Here is a 23467-nt window from a genome sequence, read left to right on the forward strand (position 1 = left end):
TCGCGGTACCACCCTACTAGTCTCACCTCAAATGAGACCGCTCTCGGTAACCGATAACGAGGTCAGGCGGACACGCTTACTCAAGTTCAGCGTGACAACTCATAGGGGATACCGATTCGAGTCTTTCTCTTAGGCTCTCACCGCCCCTAAGTCGCTTCGTAGGTATGACTCGATCGACGCGTCCTACTCAACGTGTTGATCATTTATCCATGTTGTTCTTCATTCTGTGTGACTTCGTCGTCATTATACGCAAGTTCAGTTCTATCGTCAAGAACCGTCTGTACAGGCGGCTCGCCGACAATCGTTTCCCACTCCGTACTATTGAGGAGCTCCATTTGGGCATCTACGAGGACACGGAAACGTGTACGGTATAACTCAACCTTTTTGAGCATTTGAACGACTTCTCGTTCAGCAAGTTTCTCTTTTCGGGCTGCTTCTTCTTCACGGGCGTACGCCTCACGCTCTGCTTGTTTCAAAATGAGGCTCGCTTCTTTTTGAGCGTTGTTCTTCACTTCTTCCGCAGCTTCCTGTGCAACGATAATCGACTTGTTCAACGTATCTTCCATCGAGGAAAAGTAGTCAATGCGAGCTTGCATATCGTTGACAAGTTCTTCATACCGTCGATTCTCACGAATCAATAGTTCAAACTCTTTAATGATTTGATCTAAAAATTCATTGACCTCATCGATGTCGTACCCACGAAAACGGGAAGAGAATTCTTTATTATGAATATCAATCGGTGTCAACGCCATTCGACTTTCCTCCTAAAATTCAACGTATGGTGCCATACTGTATTTTAATTTTTTCACGTTTGGTCGAACCTAGAATTTCCATCAATTTGATGCGACCGTGTCCACGAACGGATAGAAGGTCGTCTGGTTCGAGAATGAAGCTCGCATCTTCAATGACTTTATGATTTACTTTGCAGTCGCCATGTTTGACGAGTGCTTGTGCTTTTTGACGGGACATGTTTAAAACCTCGCTCACAACCGTATCAAATCGTAAAGAAGAAACGATACCAAATCCTTCGACCCATTCAATTGTCGGAACGACAAGAATCTCGTCTTGCTCAACGGAGGAAATGCGAACTTTCGCTTTTCCGACACGATCCAAATTCATTTCGATGAATCCGACTGATTCACGCGTCGTCGCAAATTGTACAATCTCATCTTGAAGGACGACATCTCCAAACTTTTGACGTTTCAGCCCTGCATTGAGTAAGGTTCCCGTCACTTGTCGATGCGTCAAATCCACAAACTTTGTTGGGTATTCGATACGTCGGATTTCAATTTCAAAATCATGAGGATTCAGTTCATAGTAATCCGGAGCCAAAATAAGTCGACACCTTTCTGCGCCTTCGAATCCGCCATCACTATGCATCACAAGTTGATTACCGACAATCTGTTTGACGATTTGTTGTTCACGCGGGTCCAAAAAGTCCGTCAATTTCAACACATAACTACTCTCGACTTGTTGCACCCAGTCGAGCACTTGTTCGACGAACGCCCGTTCACTTGGTCTGTAGTGGTCATAGACGCTCATACATCACCCGAAAATCGCAGCAATTCCGGCTTGTGCCATACGAAGCACGAATAAAGCGACGATTGGAGAGATATCAAGCATGCCACCAATTGGTGGGATGATTCGACGAAACGGTGCCAAGAACGGTTCACACAAAGCCGATAAAATTTGACCAAACTTTGATTCACGTGCGTTCGGGAACCATGATAATAAGATATAGCCGATGAGAATCCAACTATAGATGCCAAGTAGATCACTCAACGTGTTGCCTAAGGCAGGAATTACATTTTCCATTCAGTTACCACCCTTTACTGTGAAGTTCATCCTCCGAGATCAAGTTTGAGATTGAGCCAGTCAATTCGACGTTGTTCGGAGTACACAGAATCGTGTTATGTCCAATCGAAGTCATCGACCCTTCCAATGCATAGACAACACCTGAAAGGAAGTTGACGACTTGACGCGATTGTTCTTTTGACATGCGTTGAAGATTGACGATGACAGCACGGTTTTCTTTTAGTTGATCACTAATGTCCTGTGCTTCAGCGAACACACGCGGTTCAGCCAATACGACTTTTGAACGTTCTTTCTTTTTCGTATTTAACGCGACGAGGTTATTCGCTGATTTTGGACGATCCTCTTGTTTCATGACCGATGTTTCAGTCGTTGAAGGAGTTGCTGTATTTGCGACGGCATACTCTTCTTCCTCATATGTGCTGTTCGGATCTTCCTCGAGTCCAAAGAAATCTTTCATTTTGTTTTTGATTGACATAACGGATTCCTCCTTAAGATATATTATTGCACAAGTACGGTACCAATACGAACAAACGATGCGCCTTCTTCAATTGCGATTGGATAATCGTTTGACATCCCCATCGACAGTTCCGTGCAAGGAGCGTGATCGTATCCTTTTGCCGTCACTTCATCACGTACATGGCGTAAACGACGGAACGTCTCACGAAGGATTGTCTCTTCTTCCGTGAACGGCGCCATTGTCATCAACCCAATGACTCGAATATGAGGATACTGTTTACAATTCTCGATGAATGGCATGACTTCCTCTATTTCAAGCCCATGTTTTGAATCTTCTCCTGACGTGTTCACTTGAACGAAACAATCAATTGTTCTGTTTGCTCGTTTATCAATCTCTGATGCGAGTGACAACCGATCTAGAGAATGAATGGCTGCGACGTGATCGATGATTTGTCTCACCTTGCGCGTCTGTAACGTACCGATAAAATGAAATCTCGCATCTTTCGGCAAGTTTTCGACTTTTTCGAGCAATGACTCCGGACGATTTTCTCCAAAATCACGAATCCCTTCTTCATAGAGGGCATTCGTCACATCCACGCCAACCGACTTCGTGACGGCGATTAACGTTGGTTCCACTCCTTGAACGTGCGCTGACATAATCGATTGAACTTGTTTTACATTATCTGAAATACTCACAATTTACGCTCCTTGACGATGACTGCTGCAAATCGGCGCTTAACCTCTCCATCACGATACGAGAAAAACGGGGCGTCTGCACCAGTCGTTAAATTCGATTGGATGACGGTTGTGTCATGCTCTTTTGCCAATACTTCATTAACAGTCTGAAGTGATAAATGGGCATGATTGCCTGACTCATCTCGTACCGCTTGGTTATAGGCAATCGGCGAAACGGATTGAACCGCATCTAGTACACGACGGTCGACCTCATAGTCGTATCCTGAAATCGACGGACCGACAAGCATTTCCACTTCTTTAGCATCAATCCCCTTGTCTTCGAATGCGCGAATCATAGACTCGACGATATTACCGACAGTTCCCTTCCACCCGGCATGGGCGATCCCAATGACTCCATAGTCTTTTGCACAGAAGAAGAGCGGCACACAATCTGCAAAGACAAGTGCTAACGGCAACGATTCTTCCGTAGTTAAGAGACCATCTGTTTGCGGAATCGCTTCATCGTATCGAAATGCACCCTTCCCACGATCCGAGGCATTCACATATCGAACGCTCGTTTCATGTACTTGATCGGTCCATACCGAGCCTTCTAAAGAAAGGTTAGCTTGTTGAAAGAAAAACTGACGATTTAGAACGACCTGGTCAATGTCATCGTCGACGTGAAGTCCGACATTCCCTGCATTGTGTCCATCCGTTCGCGTTGTCACATAGGCGTGATAGCGATTCGTCTTTGTTTCCCATGTATGTAACAGTTGCATCGGTCTCTCCTTTTAGAAAAAGGGATGCCGAGAACCGGCATCCCTATCTTGTTTAGTTACGACGTTGTCTCACGAACGCAGGGATGTTAATCGTCTCATCTGGGACGTCTCCTCCATACACTGGGCGATGGAAGTTCCCTTCATCTTGTTGAGCCGTTTCATTTGCTTTTGGTTGAGGTTCCTTGTTCTCAACTTCAGGCTGCTTTTTCGGTTGCTGAGGGAACGGATTCGTCCCTTGCGCTTCCTCAGCGAATTCAGTTGCAATCACCGTGACGATGATTTCATCGTTCAAGTTTTCGTTGATAACCGAACCAAAAATCAAATTCACTTCTTCATCGGCTGCACTTTGAACGATTTGAGCCGCTTCTGTCACTTCATACAAGCTGAGGCTAAGTCCACCCGTAATGTTCATCAAGACACCTTTTGCCCCTTCAATCGAAGATTCAAGAAGTGGAGACGAAATCGCTTTCTTTGCTGCTTCAATAGCTCGGTTTTCACCTGTAGCGACACCGACACCCATAAGAGCAGATCCTTTTTCCGTCATAATCGTTTTCACGTCAGCGAAGTCGAGGTTGATGAGACCTGGAATCGCAATCAAATCTGTAATCCCTTGCACACCTTGACGAAGTACGTTATCCGCTTCACGGAACGCTTCAATCATCGGCGTGTTACGTTCAACGATTTCAAGAAGCTTATCGTTTGGAATCACGATGAGTGTATCTACTTTTTCTTTAAATGCCTGTATCCCGTGCTGGGCGTGTTGCATCCGTTTCCGTCCTTCGAACATGAACGGCTTTGTGACAACACCAACTGTTAGCGCGCCAATTTCTTTCGAAATCTCAGCGATAACTGGAGCAGCACCCGTTCCGGTTCCGCCCCCCATACCCGCCGTGACGAAGACCATATCCGCTCCGTCAAGCGCTTCGAGTAACTGTTCACGACTTTCTTCTGCCGCTTTTTTTCCGATGTCAGGGTTCGCACCTGCACCGAGACCACGTGTCAATTTAGCACCAAGTTGAAGTTTCACATCAGCTTTCGACATGTTCAAGGCTTGTGCATCCGTATTGACAGCGATGAATTCGACTCCTTGCACCCCATGCTCAATCATCCGGTTAACAGCGTTCGACCCGCCACCACCGACTCCAATTACTTTAATTTTTGCTACGGCGTCAATCGCCTCATCAAAGTACATCATTTCAGGTATCCCCCTACATATTTTCCAAGTTGTATTACAACGTCAGCTTAAACGCCAAATAATTTTTCCATAAAACGACTAAAACCTTTTTTCGACTCTTGATCGGTCTCGTATTCGTTCTCTCCAACATGAGTATCGGTCGCTTCCTGCTTATTATTAAGCGATTCATAGCGAACTTCCGGTTTTTCAAGTTGAGATTTTGAAACGTGATGATCACTCATTAAGACATATTTCAATACTCCGACTGCCGTCGCATATTTTGGGTGTCTCACCCCAATCGACGAAGGTTGATATAATCTCGTCTTTTGGCCCAAAATACGCGTTGCCAATTCTTGAATACCAGGTAGAGCAGCTGCTCCACCACAAAGTAAATATCCACCATTCAGCGTCGGAACACCTACTTTTTGAACCTTATTCAACATAAGGGTAAACATTTCCTCTATTCTCGCTTCTAAAACATAGCTAATTTCTGATTGTGGTTCAAACGCCACTTCCCCATTGATATTCGTGTAGGAGAAACCTTCTGTCTCATCAGCCATTTCTTCGAGTGCGAGACCGTACTCTTCTTTCGCCACTTTGGCATCTTGATACTTACAATTTAATTTATAGACTAAATCTCTCGTCATATGATCGCCACCGACTGGAAGGATATACGAATAGACGAGGTCTCCACGATAAAATACTGAGACCGTTGTCTTTTCATGTCCGACATCGACAAGTCCAATCCCTAAATCGATTTCGTCAACAGAGGCCGCACTCATGCCGAGCGCGAGGTTCCCCAAAATAAATCCTTCGAGACGTAGTCCGGCGCGTTCAATCGAACGACGAATACTATGTAAAATTGTCTTCGATCCGGTAACCATTTTCCCATGCATCTCTAGTCGATAACCAAGCATGCCACGAGGGTCCACGACACCCGTTTGTTGATCGACCGTGAATGAAGATGGAATCACATCAATGACACTCATTTCATCTGGTAGTCGCATCACTTGAGCTGAATTAATGACTTCCATCACGTCTTCATCTGTAATTTCCTGATCTTCTCGCTTCACGGATGCGATCCCATGACATGGGGCAATTTGGATATGTTCTCCTTCAATGGCAACGTATACAGATTGAATTTGATCGCCTAACGATGTTTCAGCATGTTCAACGGCTTGTTTGATCGCTTGGACTGTTTTATCGATGTCTACGACAGCGCCACGTTTTACACCCGCAGACGGTGCACACCCTTCCGCCAAAATATTAAGCGTTCCGCCGAGCAATTCACCGACGACGAGCTTAATCTCTGACGTTCCAATATCTAATGCGGCCACATAACCATTCGCTTCCAAAAGGGAAACACCTCCGCTCTATAATTTTCCTATACAAATTACATGACAAATATGACAGATATCCAATAAAGTTGTTGGTTTCGACAAGATATCTCACGTCTAAGTTTACAACAAATAAGATAGTGAGAAAAGGTAGAATCCTACAATTTAAGCGGTTTCGCGTTATCAATTCGTTTACAAACGACAAAAAAACAGTCCTTATCTGTCTAAGGACTGTAATATAACTGATTATTCATTCGTTTTCTTGTATGGAACAAAATAAAAACCACCATCCATGACGACTGTTCCACGCTCGCCTTTAGGGATGTTTTCATATATTTCTCCATACTTTGATACGGTTTCGCTTAACTTCAAAGGCGGTGTGAGCAACGTATTTCCGTCATTCATAAAAATCTCGTAGCGCGTCGGTTCTCCTTTTTGTTTTGACAAGATGATTTCCGACATACGGGCACGCGTCGCATCATCCACTTGTTCAAGTTCACTCGCAATTTTTTCAAGCTCTTGCTCCGAATTAAATTCCCTAAGCAATGGACCATCTTTTAATTTCCTCGGGTCGGTGATGGTACCTGTCGGATGGAGTGAACCATCGGCTAAGACGACGACGTCGCCTTTGTCCGCTCTCGCATATGCAATCATCTTCTCTTCCGTTACGTTGACGTATACCAAATTATACCAAGAGCGATCAATTTCTACCCGCTTGACACCAGGCAACTTTTCCATTTGCGCACTCATCTTTTTTGGGGACAAACCGATGAACTTTGTCGATGTGTCGAGTTCCATATCTTGAAACACATAAGACTCTTCTAACCAATAGAGTCCGGATACAGTCACTTCTTTCACGTTCGACATCGAGGTTTGCATATAGACCACAAGTAAGATAAGGATCCCAAACAGTGAGAGCACAGAGAACATCCGACGATTCGCTTTTTTTCGTCGTTGTTTCTTCATGTACGGAATACGGTCTTCTAAACTGCGTACCGTTTGTTGACTTGGTTCCATCGGATTCTTCTCCTTTATCGAATGACTTCTTCTACTAAATCGGCCAAGGCATTTGATGCATCCGGGAATCCGAGTGCACGGGAGGCTTTCGCCATCTCTTCCTGACGTTCAAGGACTTTTCGAATCGCTTGAATGAGCGTTTCTCCCGTCAAAACTTCTTCTTTTACGAGGAGCGCCGCCCCGTTCTCGACAAGGGCAGAAGCATTTTTTGTCTGATGGTCTGCCGTCACGTAAGGGCTCGGAATCAACACGCTCGGTAATCCGAGTGCGGTCAATTCTGAAATCGTCGATGCCCCTGCTCGAGAGATGACGAGTGACGTACAAGCGAGCAGTGATGGCATATCATACACATATGGATGAATATGAACATTTTCAGACTTTGGCGCTTGTTTTAACACGGCTTCGTAATGTACTTTACCCGTTACGTAGAGTACATTGATTGGCAAGTCCGAGATTGCTGGAACAGCCTCTATAACTGCACGGTTGATTGCTTCCGCACCTCGGCTTCCACCGTATACCAAGACGATTGGACGTGCATCTAACTGGTAATGTTCTCGTACGGCAGCCGCATCGACTTCCGTCTGCAATACTTCGCTACCACGCGGATTTCCGATCAAGCGGACGTTCGCGCCTGGGAAATGGACATCCGATCCTTTAAACGAAAGAGCGACCCGATCAGCTTTTTTGGATAAAAACTTATTCGTCAACCCTGGGATGCTGTTTTGTTCATGCAGGATGGTCGGGATACCTAGTTGTTGCGCCGTATAGACGACCGGTCCTGACACGAATCCGCCTGTTCCGATGACGACGTCTGGTTTGAATGCTGCCATATCTTTTTTTAGAGAGCGTACAGCCTTCAAGAACCAGTACGCCGTCTTCAAGTTCTCGAGGGAGAGGGAGCGCTTCAATCCAGCGATTTGAATTGATTTGAACGGGACACCAGCTCTAGGAACAAGATCGGCTTCTAACCCATTCTCCGTTCCGACGTATTGTACCTGTAAATTAGGGTGACGTTTTTGTAACGTCTCAATCAATGCGAGGGCCGGGTAAATATGACCACCGGTACCTCCACCAGAAATCATGATTTTCATCGGTTCGCCTCCTCATATGCGCGAACGAGATGGATGAAGTGTTCACCTCGTTCTTCAAACGTTTTAAATTGATCCCAACTCGCACAAGCAGGGGATAACAAGATGATATCTCCTGTTTCAGATTGCTCAAACGCGAGTGTGACGGCGTCTGCTAACGTCTCGACCGTGAAAGATGGGATTTCTTGGGACTCCCCAAGTTCTTTGAAACGCTCTTTCGTCTCACCGTACGCGACGACAGCTTTGACGTTGGAAAGGGCAGCGACGAGCGAAGATAAATCTGCACCCCGCTCAAGTCCTCCACAGAGCCATACGATCGGAGCATCAAATCCTCGTAGCGCCGCTTCCGCCGCGACGTTGTTCGTCGCCTTCGAATCATTGTAGACGGCACGTCCGAGAACATCACCTAAACTTTCAGTCCGATGCGCGACACCACCAAAGTTTCGTAATACACGCTCGATGTGTGCTTTTGGAATATCAAACGGTTCGACCAACAGGAGTGCCGCTAGTATGTTCTCGACATTATGGGCACCGCCTAATGCCAATTCGTTCACGCGAATGACTCGCTCCCCGCGTACCGTGACCCAACCGTCCACGACGGAAGCATCTCCTCGCTCAAAACTAAATGTGTTTGGTGCAAGATGAGCAGGGACACGTTTCATCACTTCGGAGTCTGTCAATTTGACGACGATTTGGTCGTCACGTGTCATCTGACGGAACAAGTTTCCTTTTGCATCTGCATACGAGTCGAAGTCGCCGTGATAATCGAGATGGGCTTCTGATAGATTCAGCAATGCTGCCGAACGCGGATGGAAGGACTCGACCCCCATCAACTGAAAGCTCGACAATTCAATGACAATCAAATCGTCCGTCTTTGCATCAGCCGCAACTTCAATCGCGGGGAATCCGATATTACCTGCAAGATGTACCGGACGTTTCCCTCCTTTGAGTAGCTCATAGACGAGTGTCGTCGTTGTTGTTTTCCCATTTGAGCCGGTGATGGCGACGAAGTCTGCTTCAGTTGCCAAATAAGCGAGCTCCACTTCGGTATAAATCGGGATTTCACGAGAAATTGCTTCTTGGAGCAATGGAATCTGATAAGGAATACCTGGATTTTTAACAATCACTTCTGTCTCATTCAATAAACCGACGGGATGTTCATTGAACACCGAGCGGATTCCAAGAGCTTGAATTTTATCTTGTTCGTCTTCGGGTGGGATGTTCCCCGTGTTGATCGTCACATCTGCTCCCGCATGATGCAGATATGTTGCCGCTGCAATTCCGCTCTTAGCGGCGCCGAGGACGAGAACTTTTTTACTGTGCCATTGCTTTTCCATCTGTCTCACCCTTTTACATGAGTAATAATGATAAACCTGCCGTAATTAAACTGATTCCACTGAACGTTAGCACGATGCGCCATTCTGACCAACCGACCATTTCGAAATGATGGTGAATTGGACTCATTTTAAAGAGTCGTTTCCCTGTCGTTTTAAACGAGATGACTTGCAGAATCACACTCAACGTTTCGATAACGAAGATGATGCCGACAAAGACAAGAAGCAACTCAAGTTTTAACATGAGCGCGAGTCCGGCCACAGCCCCACCTAAAGCGAGTGACCCTGTGTCACCCATGAAAATCTTCGCCGGATACTTATTGAAGACGAGGAATCCAATCAATGCGCCAACGACCGCAAAAGCGAACCAGGCAATGCCAAGCTCATCTTGTGTAAGGGCATAGATTCCAAAGAACGTAAATGTCGGGATAGCTGAGAACGAAACTAGTCCGTCTAGCCCATCCGTCAAATTGACGGCATTTGAGAATCCGACGAGCCAAAAGATTACGATGGCGATATAAAACCAACCTGTATCAAACGAGATCGAAGTGAACGGGATTGAAATCGACGTATCAAGTTCTCCTCCGAGTGATAAGAACCATGCGAACAAGACCGATACTCCGATTTGACCAATCAACTTCTGAAGGGACGTCAATCCGAGGTTGCGCTTATTGACGACCTTGATGTAATCATCTAAAAACCCGATCACCCCGAACGCCATCGTCACGAATAAAAGTGTCCCGAATCCGGCGACCGCTTCTCCAAAGATGACGGACACGATGAACCCGACGAGAATGGCGAGCAAGATGACAATTCCACCCATCGTTGGTGTGCCTGACTTCTTTTGGTGCCAACCTGGACCTTCGTCACGAATTTCCTGTCCAAACTTTAACTGACGCAATGCCGGAATCGCTCGTGGCATGACGATTAAGACACTTAATAATGAACTGATTAATACGATTAAACTAATTAACATGTTGCTACCTCACTACTCTATTTATTGAACGAGACGCTCAAGCGCCAGTCCTCGAGATGCCTTTAACAATACCACAGTATCCGGTCGCTGATAATGATGAAGAAGTGTCTTTGCCTCTTCAACTGTCGGGACCACGTGGACGTTCACACGCGAATCTTGAATCCCATCCGCAATCCATTTTGCTTTTTCGCCAACGAGAATGCAATCTGTCACTGGGGACGTCACGACGATGCCCACTTGTTTGTGTTGTTCTCGTTCATCGGCACCTAGCTCGTACATGTCACCAAGGACGAGCACACGTTTTGAGAATCCTTCGAGTGACTTGACCGTTTCAATCGCTGCGATCATCGACGTCGGACTCGCATTGTAAGCGTCGTTAATGAGATGTGTTTCCCCGAACATCTGTTTTTCCATCCGCATCGACGTCAACTTGATTCGATCTAGCCCGCGTTGAATCATTACATGACTAAGACCGAATTCCAATCCACATGCAATCGCATAGGCTGCATTTCGAATCTGATGAGCACCTAACACCTTCAGTTCATATAAATCACCGTTGTATTTAAAGATGGATGCATCGAACGTCGTCTCGACCACGTCGATTTTCCCATCGGCCGTTTCAGCATATCCGACCCTATACCCTTGATTTGCGAGAAGCGGTTCATCCGCATCGACAATCAGTCGACCGTCCGGTTTGAGACCCGCCTTGATTTCAAGCTTCGCTTTTGCGATACCCGAACGACCTCCGACTTGCTCACCGTGAGACTCCCCGATATTCGTAACAAAGGCCACGTTCGGTTTAGCGAGTTTCGACAATTGTTCGATTTGACCGAATCCGTTCATGCCCATCTCTAATACAGCGACTTCCGTGTCCCACGGCATTCTGAGCACGGTGAGCGGTAAGCCGACGTCCGAGTTGAAGTTCCCAGCCGTCTTATGTGTTTTATACTTTTCTTCTAAGACGACGGCAATCATATCTTTCGTGGAGGTTTTTCCGTTCGATCCCGTAATCGCGACCACGAGCGGATTGATTTCTTCTAAATAACGGGATGCTGCCGTTTGAAGTGCCTCGACCGTCGATTTGACAGGGATGACGAAAAGGTTGTCAGGTTGCGGACGTCCTTCTTCCCAAAACGTGACGATTGCTCCTTTTTCGATTGCTACATCGATGTAATCATGTCCATCGACACGCGCGCCGACGATTGGGACGAATAGCCCCGATTCATTTTCATCTCTCGAATCCGTAGCGACGCGTTTGACAAGACGCTCGTCGTCTACCTCAATCCCAAACCAAGACGCTAACTTCTGAACTGTCAATTGTTCCATTCATACTTCCTCCTCATACATAGGAAAAGAGAGCCGCAGCCCTCTTGATCTCGTGCGTTAATTCGACGGTGTCTCCAATTTCACTTTCAAGGAGGCACCAGTTTTAACCGGCTTTCCTTTGCTAATCGATTGTGATGTGACAAAACCGGTCCCATCGATTTCTAAATTTAGTTGATAGAGGGTCGCTAAGCGTTTCACATCACGTAGCGACCAACCTTTTAATGTTGGCATCGTAAACGAATTACTCGTTTTTAGCAACAATCTTTCTCCGACAACATATGACTGCCCTTTAACAGGACTTTGTGCTGTCACTTCGTCCCCGTCACCTAACACGATTGGATTAAATGAGTGATCTGTCGACTCTTTCACCGCATCTTCGCGGTTATTACCGATATAAGAAGAAGTCGTCTTCGTCGACGCTTCGACCGCTTTTTCTTGCTTTTCAGGTTCGACACTCCGATAACGTAACGCGACATCCATCACGTCTTTGAAGAGCGGGGCCATGATGCGCGGTCCAGTCGTCGACGAGTCACTGTTTGGTCTATCGACAGCGATGTACATGACGAGTTCCGGATCGTCTTCTGGCGCCATCCCGACAAACGAGTGAATATACTGTCCACTCAAATACTTCCCGTTCTCTGCAATTTGGGCAGTCCCTGTCTTCCCGACGACGCGATAATTGTCTAACGCATACAATTGCCCAGTCCCCACATCGCTGTTCACGACACCGTCCAGTGCTTCACGCGTTTTTTTTGCAGTCTCTGCAGTGATTGGCTGACCAACCTCTTTCGGGTTCGTCGTCCGAATCGTCTCTCCGGTCTCACTATTGACGATTTTTTTAATGACGTGCGGTTGTTTCATCGTTCCATCAGTCGCAATCGCTGATGTCGCCTGCAAAATTTGCATCGGTGTCACCGCGGTGGATTGACCCCAGGCCGTAATTAAGACGTTCATCGGACTTTCAAAGTCGAATTGACTATTGACCTCTCCAGGCAAATCGATTCCAGTTCGTTGATCAAACTTGAATGCTTTGAAATAATCCTCATAACGGCCAAGACCGAGTCGTTCGTTCGCTAAAATCGAGAACGCGACGTTTGATGAGTGCCACACCCCTTCTTCCATAGGAATGGTACCCCATCCGGTAATGTTGTAATCATTGAAGACCGTCTTCCCGTATTTGTACGACCCTGATTCATACAGTTCGTTTGGGTTGTATACTCCTTCATTGATTGCAGCCGCTAGCGTAAAGATTTTCATCGTCGATCCTGGTTCAAATCGAGAAGAGACCGAAAAGTTGCTGTACGAAGAAATCTCACGCGTGTTCGGATCAAAAGACGGACGGTCAGATAGGGCGACAATCTCGCCTGTTTTCGGGTCCATGATGATGGCCGTTGCGTGTTTTGGTTCGTATTCCTCATACAATTCGTTCATCTTCGTCTCAAGCAACTGTTGAATACGGTGGTCGATCGTCAATTGGACATCGGCTCCGTCTTCCGGTTCAATCTTCAGCTGTTCGTCACTCGACACGAGTTCACGTCCGGCTAAATCTTTCTCGAATCGATATAATCCGTATGACTCACTTAAAATATCGTTAAGTGACTTTTCAATCCCAAGTTCACCAACGAGTTCGATCCGACCATTTTGGTCAATCTTTTGCGCGTATCCGATGACAGATGAAGCGAATACTTTATTCGGGTAATAGCGCTTCGGTTCTTCGACGAAGGTAATCCCTGGAAGCTCAAACGCTTCGATTTCTTCTTTTTGCTCAACGGTCAAATCACGGCCGGGAACACCGAACTCGATTTGCCCACGGTCGATATTTTGCTCGAGCCGTTTCAATAAATCTGCCTCTGTCATCGGAAGGACCGTCGAAAGTTTTTTTGCGGCCTCGTCAATCTCATCTGGCATGAGCGTTTTCCCTTCGACTCGCTCGCCACCAAGCTTCATTACCGCGACAAGTCGATAGGAAGGGATATTGATTGCGATTGGTTGGCCGAATCGGTCATACACCTCGCCCCGCTCTGCCTCCAACGTACTGACTGCTTTCCACCGTTGTTCTTCTGCGAACGCCAGCATGTTCTCACCTTTATACGTATGCGTGAGCGATAAGTAAAGAAACCATCCGACAAAAAATAAAAAGAGCGGGGTGAAGCAGACAATCGCTACCCACGCCACTCTTTTTTTACTCTGTTGTAGAGAATTCATCAATCAATCACCTTGACATTCTTCTCATTGAATTTCATTCCGAGTTTCTCGGCAATCGCGTAAATTCTTTCTGGCGAGCTTAATTGGGCGATTTCATACTTTAGTTCTTCATTTTCTTTTGCAACCCCGTCGACCTGCTGATTAACGGCTGCTGTATCACGCATAATGTTATATGCTTCGTTGTGTTTCGACACCGTGATGCCACCGAACATGACCACTGAACCAATCATTACTGGATACAGGATCGATTCAAACAAGGTCAACGTGCGTCGTTTTGGAACAGGTATTGGTCGTTCTTGCGGAATCGGATTTCGATTCGGTGTAACTTGAGGCTGCAACGCCTTACGGGCAGCTTCTGGCATCAGGTATCCCTCCTACTAGCTAAATTATTTTTGTTTTTCGGCCACTCTCAGTTTAGCTGAGCGTGCACGACGATTATCTTCGAGTTCTCCTTCACTCGCCATGATCGGTTTACGCGTGATGAGTTTGAGCTCGGGTTCGAATTCTTCCGGAATGACCGGCAACCCTGGTGGTAAAGGTGGATATTGGCTCCGTTCTTTAAACACTTGCTTACAAATTCGGTCTTCTAATGAGTGGAACGTAATGACACAGATCCGTCCGTTCACTGCGAGTAAATCGATTGCATCTTGAACGGCACGGTCGAATACGTTCAACTCGTCATTGACGGCAATTCGAATGGCTTGGAACGTCCGCTTCGCCGGATGACCGCCCTTGCGTCGTGCTGGTGCAGGAATCGCTTCTTTAATCAAGTCGACAAGCTCGAACGTCGTCTCAATCGGTTTATCAGCACGAGCTTGCTCAATTTTTCGTGCGATTTGTTTTGAAAACTTTTCCTCCCCGTATGTAAAGAAAATACGAGCAAGTTCCCCAAACGACCATTCATTCACAACATGATAAGCTGAAAACTCCCGTGACCGGTCCATTCTCATATCGAGTGGTGCGTCATAATTGTAACTGAATCCACGTTCTGCCTCATCTAGCTGTGGCGAGGAAACGCCTAGGTCGAATAGTACACCGTCCACTTTCATGACACCATGTTGCTGAAGTTCTTCTTTCAAGTGAACGAAGTTGCTCTTTATAAACGTCACACGGCCTTCATAAGGAGCCAATCGCTCTTTCGCATGCGCGAGTGCGACGTCATCTTGGTCGAATGCATATAGTTGACCCGTCGTTAGACGCTTTGCGATTTCTTCACTATGACCCGCTCCACCTAACGTACAATCCACATATACCCCATCTGGTTTGATGTTCAATCCCTCGATGGACTCCATTTTTAAAACCGTTTCATGCTCAAACATTCAAAAAACCCTCTCAACCTACATATTTCAACTGTATTATTACACTTACTTTATCATAAAAATGTCAAGGTCCGTACAGGTTTTTAGCGAAAAGAGGAAACAAAAAGGTAACAACAAAAAAAACTCCTGACAAATGTCAAGAGCCCATATGAAAATGTTATACAAGGAATAAACAACGCTCCGCTTCTGAGTCTTCATAAACTAGTTTCAACCGATGAAAAACGTCTAGACCGTGACGGTTTAAAATCGGAACCATCGATAAAATACGCTCTTGAGGAGCATCCATCGGGAACAGTCGGGTCGAAAGATGAATCCGGCGGGCGTTCAATCGATATTGATTCCGTTTCGCTTCAGCACGCATCTCATCTGCCAACTGCTCGAGAACATGTTTCGACTTCGATTCGAATCGTCTTCCGTGCTTACTTGCTTCCTGACTGACCGCTTCCGTGAGCGTCCGAAATGCATACAACTTCGCTTCGAACGATTCATCATCAAATGGATAGTCCGGTAGTGGCTGTTTCATATATTCCTCTAAGGTCACGCTTTCTTGTCGTAATTTTTTTTCATCATTTCTCGACACGATCACGCCACCAAGACGTGGGAGGAGAAGCGGCATCTTCCATCCGAGTTCATGGAATAACGGACGTAGTTGCAACCAGTAAGCGATTTCGCCGGGACCACCGACGTACCCAAGTGTCGGAAACAAATATTCTTGCATGAGCGGGCGTGAGACCACATTGTTTGAAAAACGTTCCGGGTGCGCTTCTATTTCACTGAGCAACTCTGTCTCCGTGAATCGATGTCCACGTTTGGTCGTATACACCCCATCAATTTTTGTGAGCAACTCACGCGTGCCGTCATGATAAAACAGATGTGCCGCCTCTTTATTTAATTCTACTGACGGCATTCCTTCTTCATAGGAATGGGCGAGCGTATGCTGGAGCGCGTCTTGATGTTCGATGAGACGTCGGAACATCGGACGTTCGAGTGCACGGACGTCTTGAGTATGTGGATCAAATAACAAAAAATCAGTTCCTACGAATCGACGCATCATCCTACCAAAAAACTGAGCGAAAGAATGGCTCATTTGAATAAGGTCGATTAACTCATTGTACAAATCAGAGGTATACGGGGTCTCCGTCTCGTTCAATAGTAACTGCTGCGCCATTTGAACAAGCTCGAGTTTTAGACGATCGAACTCCAGTTCCCCTACGGAAGCTTTTCCTGCTAGCGGAATTGTGGACAAAGCATCTTTCTTTAAAGTTCTCGAAAACGTCTGGGTCGTGAAAACATGATTGATTTCAGCGAAGTCATGGTCCTCCGTCGCCATCCAAAAAATCGGAAGGACCGGCTTTCCTAGTTTTTTCTCTGCCTGCTTCGCCCGTTTGATGACTGCCAACAGTTTGTACACAGCAAACAAAGGTCCACCGAATACGCCAACCTGCTGTCCCGTCACCATGACGTATGCTTCTCGCTGTTCGAGTAGATCAAGGTTCGCTACTAGTCGATCCGATAGTTCCCCAAACTGCCGTTGCTGCTGTTTTAAAATATGGACAATCTCATGCAAATGTTCATAGGAGCGTCCCGTAATCTCCTGCGCACGTTTCTCGACCTCATCCATGCCTCGATAATCGAGCCAACGCCCGTACCCATGCTCCACTTGAATCATCGGAGATGTGGGTGTATATAGGGCATCAAATGCTTCTACTTTCACGAATAACAACTTCCTTTCAATCAATCAACGAATCATTTCTCGAGCCACACCGATTGCGAATAAAATCGCATGTGTCGGCACAAGGAGCAAAAAGAGCAAACGCCAGCCGTGGACAAACATCTTTGTAAACAATACTTCCTCATATCGAATCCGTTGCCAGATTGCATTGATTGGAAAAATGGCACAACAAATAGCAAGGAATAAAAGAAACACTTCCGTCCCGACGATAGCCTCGAGTAAAACGCCACATGCATAAAACCATAGGAGAACTCCAGTATCACAGGCGAGTTTAAATGAGTTGATTGATTTCGGCATAATTTTTCTAAGTATCATATACACCATAAACCATAAGATGAGTGGAAATGAAACGATATACACTAACACGATGCGCTCGCTCCTATAATCAATTTATGTAGCAGTGGAATGACGGTGAGTGAATTCTGCGTCAGAGCGGCTTTTTCAATCACCGGCTTTAAAATTGCATCCACTTCTGTTGGCCTACCTTCTTCAATGTCTCGAAGCATCGAGGAACGGTTCTCCGCGGTGCTTGCGATGATTGACTCAATGTATGTGTATGGGACTTGTTGCGGAAACAACGGCGTCAACTCACGATAAATTGACTGCGCAATCTCACGATATGGAGAGTTAACGAGTGCTCCATTCGGGACACGACATAATGCTGTGATGGGATTGATGATGGCATTGGCGAATAGCTTTTCGATGACGACTTGTTCGATATCCTCTTCCCACACAAGCTGGAGCGGACTCTCTTTAATCTGAATCGGGGGAAGACCTGTCGAACTTCCGATTCGAATACGTCCGAGTCCTCGGTGTTCTATCCCGCCCCTTGATTTCGTCACACCGTGTTCGACGATTCCCAAATGAAAGCCTCGGCGTTTCGCATAGTCAAGATGTGCGATCCCATTTGAACAAATGAAGACCGGCACTTTTCCTGTCAGTCGCTCCGTAGCTCCCTCTACTTGATGGGCTTTTGTCGTGACAAAGAAGATGTCCTCGTCGGTCTCTTGTAACGTCTCGCTAGACTTGAGAGATACATGCGCTGATCCATTCGTCATACCTGTCCTCGTAATGGATAGCCGCTCGTCGGGTGATGATATGTTTCGTCCATAGACTGTCACCTCATAATCATCAGCAAGTAAGGATGCCATCAATAGTCCGACCGCTCCGTTTCCGATTATCCCGATACGTTTGATGGAGTTCATAGTTGCCCTCCTCCTATAAAAACTATTTTCGCACAAAAAGTTTACCACATCTTTTCGCTATGACCCAAAAATCGCAAACAAAAAAGAAGCGACCTGAAATCAGATCGCTTCTTCTCGCATTATTTGCTTGTTACTTCTTTACCGTTGTAATGTCCGCAAGATTTGCAAACACGGTGTGAAAGTTTCATTTCCCCACAGTTCGGGCACTCGTTCATACCAGGTACGTTGAGTTTGAAGTGAGTACGACGAAGACGTTTGCGAGTTTTCGACGTTCTACGGAATGGTACTGCCATCGTTGTCCACCTCCTTGAAAAGTTAACCTTCCTCGTTCTCTTTTTTCGAGAACAGGTCAGCCAGTCCCGCGAAGCGCGGGTCAATTTTTGGTTGGGTTTCGGGCTGATCGTCAGTGAGCGTCCAGCCTTCTCCTTCAACCTGAGTTTTGTCTGTTTCGTTCCCGTAAACTTGCATCGGGACGTCTAACATGATGAGCTCTTTTACAATCGGTACAAGACTGATCGTATTTCCTTCTGGCAAATTCACGTCATCGAATTGCTCCGTATAACGCCCATTCTCCAAAAAGAAAGGCTCGAGCGATTCAATATCGAATTCATAAGTGACATCTTCTAACGTTCGCGCATCTGGCAACGTCAGGTCACCTTGAATCTTCAGATTGAATGTAACTTGATTAGATGTGAACGATGCATCCCCGTGCACATGCACCGGGCGAATCGAACGGATATCCGGATGGAGCTGAGTCAGCTCTGGTAGTTCTACCATCTCATCGATTGTAAAACCGTCACCCTGGTTTCGGAGCTTAAGTAGCTGTGCAATAGACCATTTCATCCGAATCACCTCAATTGCAACAATATGAATTATAGATAGGCCAACTTGTTTTGTCAATGTTTTTTCTTTACACTAAAATCAGTTGACGACGGCGCTTTGCCAAAGCGTACTTACTCATCTTACACCAATCCATACGACAATGCAAAGGAGTAAATCATGCAAAAGACGGCCATTATTGCAGAGTACAACCCATTTCACAACGGGCACTATTACCAAGCGCAAACTGCACGTCAAGAAACAGGGGCTGATATCATGATTGCCATCATGAGTGCACAGTTCACTCAACGAGGAGAACCAGCATCGTTCGATAAGTGGAAACGGGCAAAAGCGGCCGTCGAGAGCGGTGGCATCGACCTTGTCATCGAACTGCCGACCCAATATGGTGTGCAGCGCGCCGACCGTTTCGCCACAGCCGCTGTCTCAATCGCAGAACAACTCGGTTGCCAAACCTTATCGTTCGGGAGCGAGAGCGGTGATGTCGATGCTATTCTTCATGCAGCACGAGCAGACGTCGAAGAGATGCCGATATATAAAAAGGAACTCCGTCAAGCGCTGCAAGCAGGTCATTCATCTGCACAAGCTTCGAGTCGTGCGTTTCAGACCGTCTATCCTACATTTGATTTGACTCGCCCTAATAATATTTTGGCCTATCATTACGCCAAAGCGGCGAAGACGATTCAGTTGCACACGGTCAAACGACTAGGTGCGGATTATCATGATCCTTCATTGGCGGACGTCATGTCAGCGACAGGCATTCGGGCACATTACTTGGACTCTGGAGAAGTTCGTGCCGTGCCAAAAGCGACAGAAGCGATGTTTCGGACGCAATCGATGACCCATTGGGAATTGTATTGGCCAGTCTTGCAATATAAACTTCGAACACTTCCACTCACCACGCTAACTGAACTCGTAGGGATTGATGCATCTCTCGCACCGCGACTTATACGTGCAGGATTAGAGACGTCTTTCGACCAGGCCCTTACTGCCGTCTCGACCCGTCGTTACACGCGTACCGCGATTCAACGGGCGTTTGTGTCAGTTCTGCTTCATTGGTTAAAAGAGGAAGTCCCGACACTTTTTGACGATGTCCCATACGTGAGACCGCTCGCATTTAATGAAATTGGGCGACTTGCGCTACGAGATGTGAAACAAGACCTTCCAATCGTCAGTAAGTTCGATGCACGTCTCGACTTCGAAGCCCGTGTAACCGAAGCGTATCGACTCCCTCTTCAAAACGATGAGTTGATTGAACATCGCCAACGCCCTCAGTTCATTTTTTCTAAATAACGAATCGCATCTTCGGCCGTCTTCACAGGGACAACTTCGATGTCACTGTCGAGACGGTCTCGCGATTCAAGCGCTTCTTCATAGTTCGAACCAGATGGGACAAAAAAGACTTCCGCGCCTTCTTCATCGGCCGCGACGATCTTCTGCCACGCGCCCCCAATCGGTCCGACATTTCCTTCCTCATCGACCGTTCCCGTTCCGGCAATCCGTTTGCCATTCGCCAAATCACCCGGCGTCAATTGATCATAAATTTCAAGCGTGAACATCAATCCTGCGGAGGGTCCTCCGACATTCGTCAAGGACACATTCACTTCAGGGTTGGCTGTGATTTCCTGCACGGGAAGGGGCTCGTATATCCCGATTCCGACCCGATCGCCGCTCTGGTCAATCGGTTGAATGAGCGTTTTGACGATGCGCTCTTCCCCGTCTCTCTCAATCGTCAATCTCACTTCATCACCTGCATCAAATTCCATCACCCGCTTTAAAAAGTCTCCGCGTGTTGCAAAAGACATCCCGTCAATTGCGGTGATAACATCTCCGGGCTTTAATATATTGGCAGCGAGCGACCCTGGAATCGGTGCGGACACATAGATTCCATCAAAGTCGACTGTCACTTCCTTGCCAGCGAGTTTATAGGCATATTGAATCGCTGCTTGTTGCGACGAATCCATTAATAATTTCTGACGACGGTCGTAATCTGCTTCGCTTTCACCATCATATAAATAGCGACTAGATAAATTTGCTTCCGTGAACGGTGTGATCCAACTTTCTACTAACCAAAAAGGTGTCGCGCGTCGTTGGGAGATCGTCACCATCATCAGTTCCCCTTCATCCTTTACGCCGCCTTGCACAGTCAGGAACTCTTCAATCGAGGTCGCTGCTCCAGGTGAGGAGATGTAGTAAGGGAGCGGGACGAAAAGAAAGAGCAGCACTGTAACAAGTAGACCGAGACCAATTTTTAACGATTTCATTGTCCCGAGCTCACTTGATATTTTTTCCGTAACGCCACTTCGACTTGCTCCGGTACGAGCTCACTGACCGACGCACCGTATTTCGCCACTTCTTTGACGATGGACGAGCTGAGGAACGAATATTGACTATTCGTCATCATGAATAACGTCTCTACGTTCTCATTCAACTTTTTGTTGATTGATGCGATTTGAAGCTCGTATTCAAAATCCGATACTGCACGAAGCCCACGGACAATCGTCGCCGCTTCCCGCTCTGCAGCATACTCGACAAGTAATCCACCGAACGCATCGGCCGACACGTTTGGAAGATGTGTCGTCACATCTCGTATAAGTCCTAATCGTTCTTCCACATCAAACAGTGGGGCCTTGCTTGAATTCTCAAGGACGGCGACAATGACCTCGTCAAAAATGGCCGCCGCTCGTTCAATTATATCTAGATGTCCGTTCGTGATGGGGTCAAAGCTGCCCGGACATATCGCAATTCGTTTCATTCGTTTCACTCCTCAATCGATGCATACTCATAAAAACTGATGGTGATCACATCTGAGTATCGCTGTTCTTTAATTCGTTCAAATCGTCCCACTCGCTCCGGTAACGTCACGTCACTACCATGTTCACAGACGATTACGCCGATATCGATCAACATGTCAGACTCATCGATTAGTTGTAAGAACGCAACGTGTTCTTCCGCATGATAGGGAGGGTCCATAAAGATGAGTTTGAAAGATTCCTGTTTCAGTTTGAGCTGCTCGAGCACAGCTTTGGCATCTTGACGATATACCTTCCCTTTCTCTTCATAATGGGTCGTCTGTAAATTCTCTTGAATCGTTTGGACGGCTTTCGGTTGACGGTCGACGAAAATGGCTTCGTCACAACCTCTCGATAATGCCTCGATTCCTAGTCCTCCGCTACCCGCGTAAAGGTCTAGCGCTTTCCCCCCGGAAAAATAAGGTCCGATGATGTTAAATAATGACTCTTTCACTTTGTCCGTCGTCGGCCGCGTAGCCGTGCCCGGGACCGCCTTCAATCGGGTCCCTTTTCGTTCTCCAGATATGACACGCATGTCTTTCCCTCCAGCAGAAAAGATGAAGGTGACGCCACCTTCATCTTTTTGATTATTTCAATTTTGTCTCGTACGTTTCTGAAACGAACGGACGCTCACTCCGAACGACCGCTTCCACGAATGGCAGAGCCTTCACTTGTTCGATTACGGTTTCATAACCTTCGAGGTCCGTGTAAAGAAAAGCATACTTCTCTCGTTTCGAGACAAAGTACAGGTTTGCATAACGTCTGAGTGCCTTCAATTGTTTCAAGGAATTCACATATACGACGATACCAATCCGTTCATTCAACTTAGACGGCGCATCCACAACTTCCGCCTCCTCCGCAACTGCCCCCTCCGGAACATCCACCTTCGTCAAAGAATGGGTTGCCGGTCGGGACTTTGATTTTAGGAGAGACTGAATGAGCCAATAGTTCACTCACTTCCCCTAACAACTTATCCAAGTTTCGTTCCGCTTTTTTGAACGCCGCAATTTCCGGCTGAACGTCGAGACGACGTTTGATGAGATGCATCTCTTTTTTTATGCGGTCATGATCCGGATGATGTTTCCCGAAACGTTGGACATATTCGTAATCTTCTTTCATCTTTAAAAACTCGCGCTCGATTTCCTTGGCTTCCTGCGATGTGCGCCGTGCCGCTTTCGTTTGAATATATGTTTGAAACGATTCGCTTGCTTCAATCAAATCGGTCAATTCTTCTGTTTGATCGAGCAGGGCAATCGTCTGTTCAGTGATTATCATACCCCTCACCCTTTCTGCCATGATTTTACCACAATTGTTTCCCTATGTAAGCAATCCACACTATAATTGAATGTGACCGCAAGGCGTTCAATGTAGAAAGGAAGTGAAGAGACGCACCATGTGCG

The 23467-nt window shown here is 46.6% G+C and carries 27 protein-coding genes and 1 other annotated feature (1 of these 28 running past the window's edge); of the genes, 1 reads left to right on the forward strand and 26 read right to left on the reverse strand.

Annotated features, from left to right (window positions below):
• Positions 1–200, reverse strand: a binding site (T-box leader); it reaches 21 nt to the left of the window's first position.
• A 3-nt stretch (positions 201–203) separates the two neighbouring features.
• The 21 genes from KNO96_RS03830 to KNO96_RS03930 form a co-directional block, all read right to left on the reverse strand.
• Positions 204–752 (reverse strand): DivIVA domain-containing protein, encoded by a 549-nt coding sequence (locus KNO96_RS03830; protein WP_026826313.1) that lies wholly within the window; start codon positions 750–752, stop codon positions 204–206.
• Positions 753–771: 19 nt separating this feature from the next.
• Positions 772–1542: a YlmH family RNA-binding protein gene (locus KNO96_RS03835; RefSeq protein ID WP_214702282.1), complete on the reverse strand. Its 771-nt coding sequence runs from the start codon at positions 1540–1542 to the stop codon at positions 772–774.
• A gap of 3 nt (positions 1543–1545) precedes the next feature.
• Entirely contained in the window at positions 1546–1815 is a 270-nt protein-coding gene (locus tag KNO96_RS03840) for a YggT family protein (RefSeq protein ID WP_026826315.1), read from the reverse strand.
• Positions 1816–1819: 4 nt separating this feature from the next.
• Positions 1820–2290, reverse strand: coding sequence for a cell division protein SepF (locus KNO96_RS03845; protein ID WP_026826316.1), 471 nt, complete (start codon positions 2288–2290; stop codon positions 1820–1822).
• A 23-nt stretch (positions 2291–2313) separates the two neighbouring features.
• Positions 2314–2967, reverse strand: a complete 654-nt coding sequence (locus tag KNO96_RS03850) for a YggS family pyridoxal phosphate-dependent enzyme (RefSeq protein WP_214702283.1) — start codon at positions 2965–2967, stop codon at positions 2314–2316.
• Positions 2964–3725 (reverse strand): purine nucleoside phosphorylase YfiH/LACC1 family protein, encoded by a 762-nt coding sequence (locus KNO96_RS03855; RefSeq protein ID WP_214702285.1) that lies wholly within the window; start codon positions 3723–3725, stop codon positions 2964–2966. Before KNO96_RS03855 ends, KNO96_RS03850 begins: the two co-directional genes overlap by 4 nt.
• A gap of 52 nt (positions 3726–3777) precedes the next feature.
• Positions 3778–4920 carry a cell division protein FtsZ gene (gene ftsZ, locus KNO96_RS03860; RefSeq protein WP_026826319.1) on the reverse strand — a complete coding sequence of 381 codons (1143 nt, stop codon included), beginning with the start codon at positions 4918–4920 and terminating at the stop codon, positions 3778–3780.
• Positions 4921–4967: 47 nt separating this feature from the next.
• On the reverse strand, positions 4968–6254 hold the full coding sequence (gene ftsA / locus KNO96_RS03865) for a cell division protein FtsA (RefSeq protein WP_214702287.1): 1287 nt from the start codon (positions 6252–6254) through the stop codon (positions 4968–4970).
• Between the two features lie 228 nt (positions 6255–6482).
• Positions 6483–7253: a cell division protein FtsQ/DivIB gene (locus tag KNO96_RS03870; RefSeq protein WP_026826321.1), complete on the reverse strand. Its 771-nt coding sequence runs from the start codon at positions 7251–7253 to the stop codon at positions 6483–6485.
• A gap of 14 nt (positions 7254–7267) precedes the next feature.
• A complete protein-coding gene (gene murG, locus KNO96_RS03875) occupies positions 7268–8344 on the reverse strand; it encodes an undecaprenyldiphospho-muramoylpentapeptide beta-N-acetylglucosaminyltransferase (protein ID WP_214702288.1) in 1077 nt (358 codons plus the stop codon).
• Complete coding sequence (gene murD, locus KNO96_RS03880) at positions 8341–9678, reverse strand: UDP-N-acetylmuramoyl-L-alanine--D-glutamate ligase (protein ID WP_026826323.1); 1338 nt, start codon at positions 9676–9678, stop codon at positions 8341–8343. The genes murG and murD overlap by 4 nt, the downstream gene beginning before the upstream one ends.
• Positions 9679–9691: 13 nt before the next feature.
• A complete protein-coding gene (gene mraY / locus KNO96_RS03885; RefSeq protein WP_026826324.1) occupies positions 9692–10651 on the reverse strand; it encodes a phospho-N-acetylmuramoyl-pentapeptide-transferase in 960 nt (319 codons plus the stop codon).
• 21 nt (positions 10652–10672) lie between these two features.
• Positions 10673–11977, reverse strand: a complete 1305-nt coding sequence (locus KNO96_RS03890; RefSeq protein WP_214702290.1) for a UDP-N-acetylmuramoyl-tripeptide--D-alanyl-D-alanine ligase — start codon at positions 11975–11977, stop codon at positions 10673–10675.
• Between the two features lie 57 nt (positions 11978–12034).
• On the reverse strand, positions 12035–14182 hold the full coding sequence (locus KNO96_RS03895) for a penicillin-binding protein (protein ID WP_026826326.1): 2148 nt from the start codon (positions 14180–14182) through the stop codon (positions 12035–12037).
• Complete coding sequence (gene ftsL / locus KNO96_RS03900) at positions 14182–14544, reverse strand: cell division protein FtsL (RefSeq protein ID WP_026826327.1); 363 nt, start codon at positions 14542–14544, stop codon at positions 14182–14184. Before ftsL ends, KNO96_RS03895 begins: the two co-directional genes overlap by 1 nt.
• A gap of 24 nt (positions 14545–14568) precedes the next feature.
• Positions 14569–15501, reverse strand: a complete 933-nt coding sequence (rsmH, locus tag KNO96_RS03905; protein ID WP_214702291.1) for a 16S rRNA (cytosine(1402)-N(4))-methyltransferase RsmH — start codon at positions 15499–15501, stop codon at positions 14569–14571.
• 157 nt (positions 15502–15658) lie between these two features.
• Positions 15659–17215: a bacillithiol biosynthesis cysteine-adding enzyme BshC gene (gene bshC, locus KNO96_RS03910; protein WP_026826329.1), complete on the reverse strand. Its 1557-nt coding sequence runs from the start codon at positions 17213–17215 to the stop codon at positions 15659–15661.
• A 24-nt stretch (positions 17216–17239) separates the two neighbouring features.
• Positions 17240–17599 (reverse strand): DUF3397 domain-containing protein, encoded by a 360-nt coding sequence (locus KNO96_RS03915; protein WP_026826330.1) that lies wholly within the window; start codon positions 17597–17599, stop codon positions 17240–17242.
• Positions 17593–18438 carry a ketopantoate reductase C-terminal domain-containing protein gene (locus KNO96_RS03920; protein WP_026826331.1) on the reverse strand — a complete coding sequence of 282 codons (846 nt, stop codon included), beginning with the start codon at positions 18436–18438 and terminating at the stop codon, positions 17593–17595. Before KNO96_RS03920 ends, KNO96_RS03915 begins: the two co-directional genes overlap by 7 nt.
• Positions 18439–18557: 119 nt before the next feature.
• Complete coding sequence (gene rpmF / locus KNO96_RS03925) at positions 18558–18731, reverse strand: 50S ribosomal protein L32 (RefSeq protein ID WP_015881300.1); 174 nt, start codon at positions 18729–18731, stop codon at positions 18558–18560.
• A gap of 22 nt (positions 18732–18753) precedes the next feature.
• On the reverse strand, positions 18754–19281 hold the full coding sequence (locus tag KNO96_RS03930) for a YceD family protein (RefSeq protein WP_026826332.1): 528 nt from the start codon (positions 19279–19281) through the stop codon (positions 18754–18756).
• A 156-nt stretch (positions 19282–19437) separates the two neighbouring features.
• On the opposite strand from KNO96_RS03930, the gene KNO96_RS03935 reads away from it, so the two are divergent.
• A complete protein-coding gene (locus tag KNO96_RS03935; protein WP_214702292.1) occupies positions 19438–20568 on the forward strand; it encodes a tRNA(Met) cytidine acetate ligase in 1131 nt (376 codons plus the stop codon).
• Here KNO96_RS03935 and KNO96_RS03940 read toward each other — a convergent pair.
• From KNO96_RS03940 to KNO96_RS03960, 5 genes are read right to left on the reverse strand one after another with little or no spacing between them, the layout of a single operon-like run.
• Positions 20547–21539, reverse strand: coding sequence for a SepM family pheromone-processing serine protease (locus KNO96_RS03940; protein WP_026826334.1), 993 nt, complete (start codon positions 21537–21539; stop codon positions 20547–20549). The genes KNO96_RS03935 and KNO96_RS03940 overlap by 22 nt on opposite strands.
• Positions 21536–22030, reverse strand: a complete 495-nt coding sequence (gene coaD, locus KNO96_RS03945) for a pantetheine-phosphate adenylyltransferase (RefSeq protein ID WP_026826335.1) — start codon at positions 22028–22030, stop codon at positions 21536–21538. Before coaD ends, KNO96_RS03940 begins: the two co-directional genes overlap by 4 nt.
• Before the next feature lie 5 nt (positions 22031–22035).
• Complete coding sequence (gene rsmD / locus KNO96_RS03950; RefSeq protein WP_026826336.1) at positions 22036–22602, reverse strand: 16S rRNA (guanine(966)-N(2))-methyltransferase RsmD; 567 nt, start codon at positions 22600–22602, stop codon at positions 22036–22038.
• Positions 22603–22654: 52 nt separating this feature from the next.
• Positions 22655–22909, reverse strand: a complete 255-nt coding sequence (locus tag KNO96_RS03955; protein ID WP_235181850.1) for a DUF2129 domain-containing protein — start codon at positions 22907–22909, stop codon at positions 22655–22657.
• On the reverse strand, positions 22893–23342 hold the full coding sequence (locus tag KNO96_RS03960; RefSeq protein WP_026826338.1) for a YlbF/YmcA family competence regulator: 450 nt from the start codon (positions 23340–23342) through the stop codon (positions 22893–22895). The genes KNO96_RS03955 and KNO96_RS03960 overlap by 17 nt, the downstream gene beginning before the upstream one ends.
• Between the last annotated feature and the right edge of the window lie 125 nt (positions 23343–23467).

This window comes from Exiguobacterium sp. s89 (assembly GCF_018617735.1).
Lineage (GTDB): Bacteria > Bacillota > Bacilli > Exiguobacteriales > Exiguobacteriaceae > Exiguobacterium > Exiguobacterium marinum.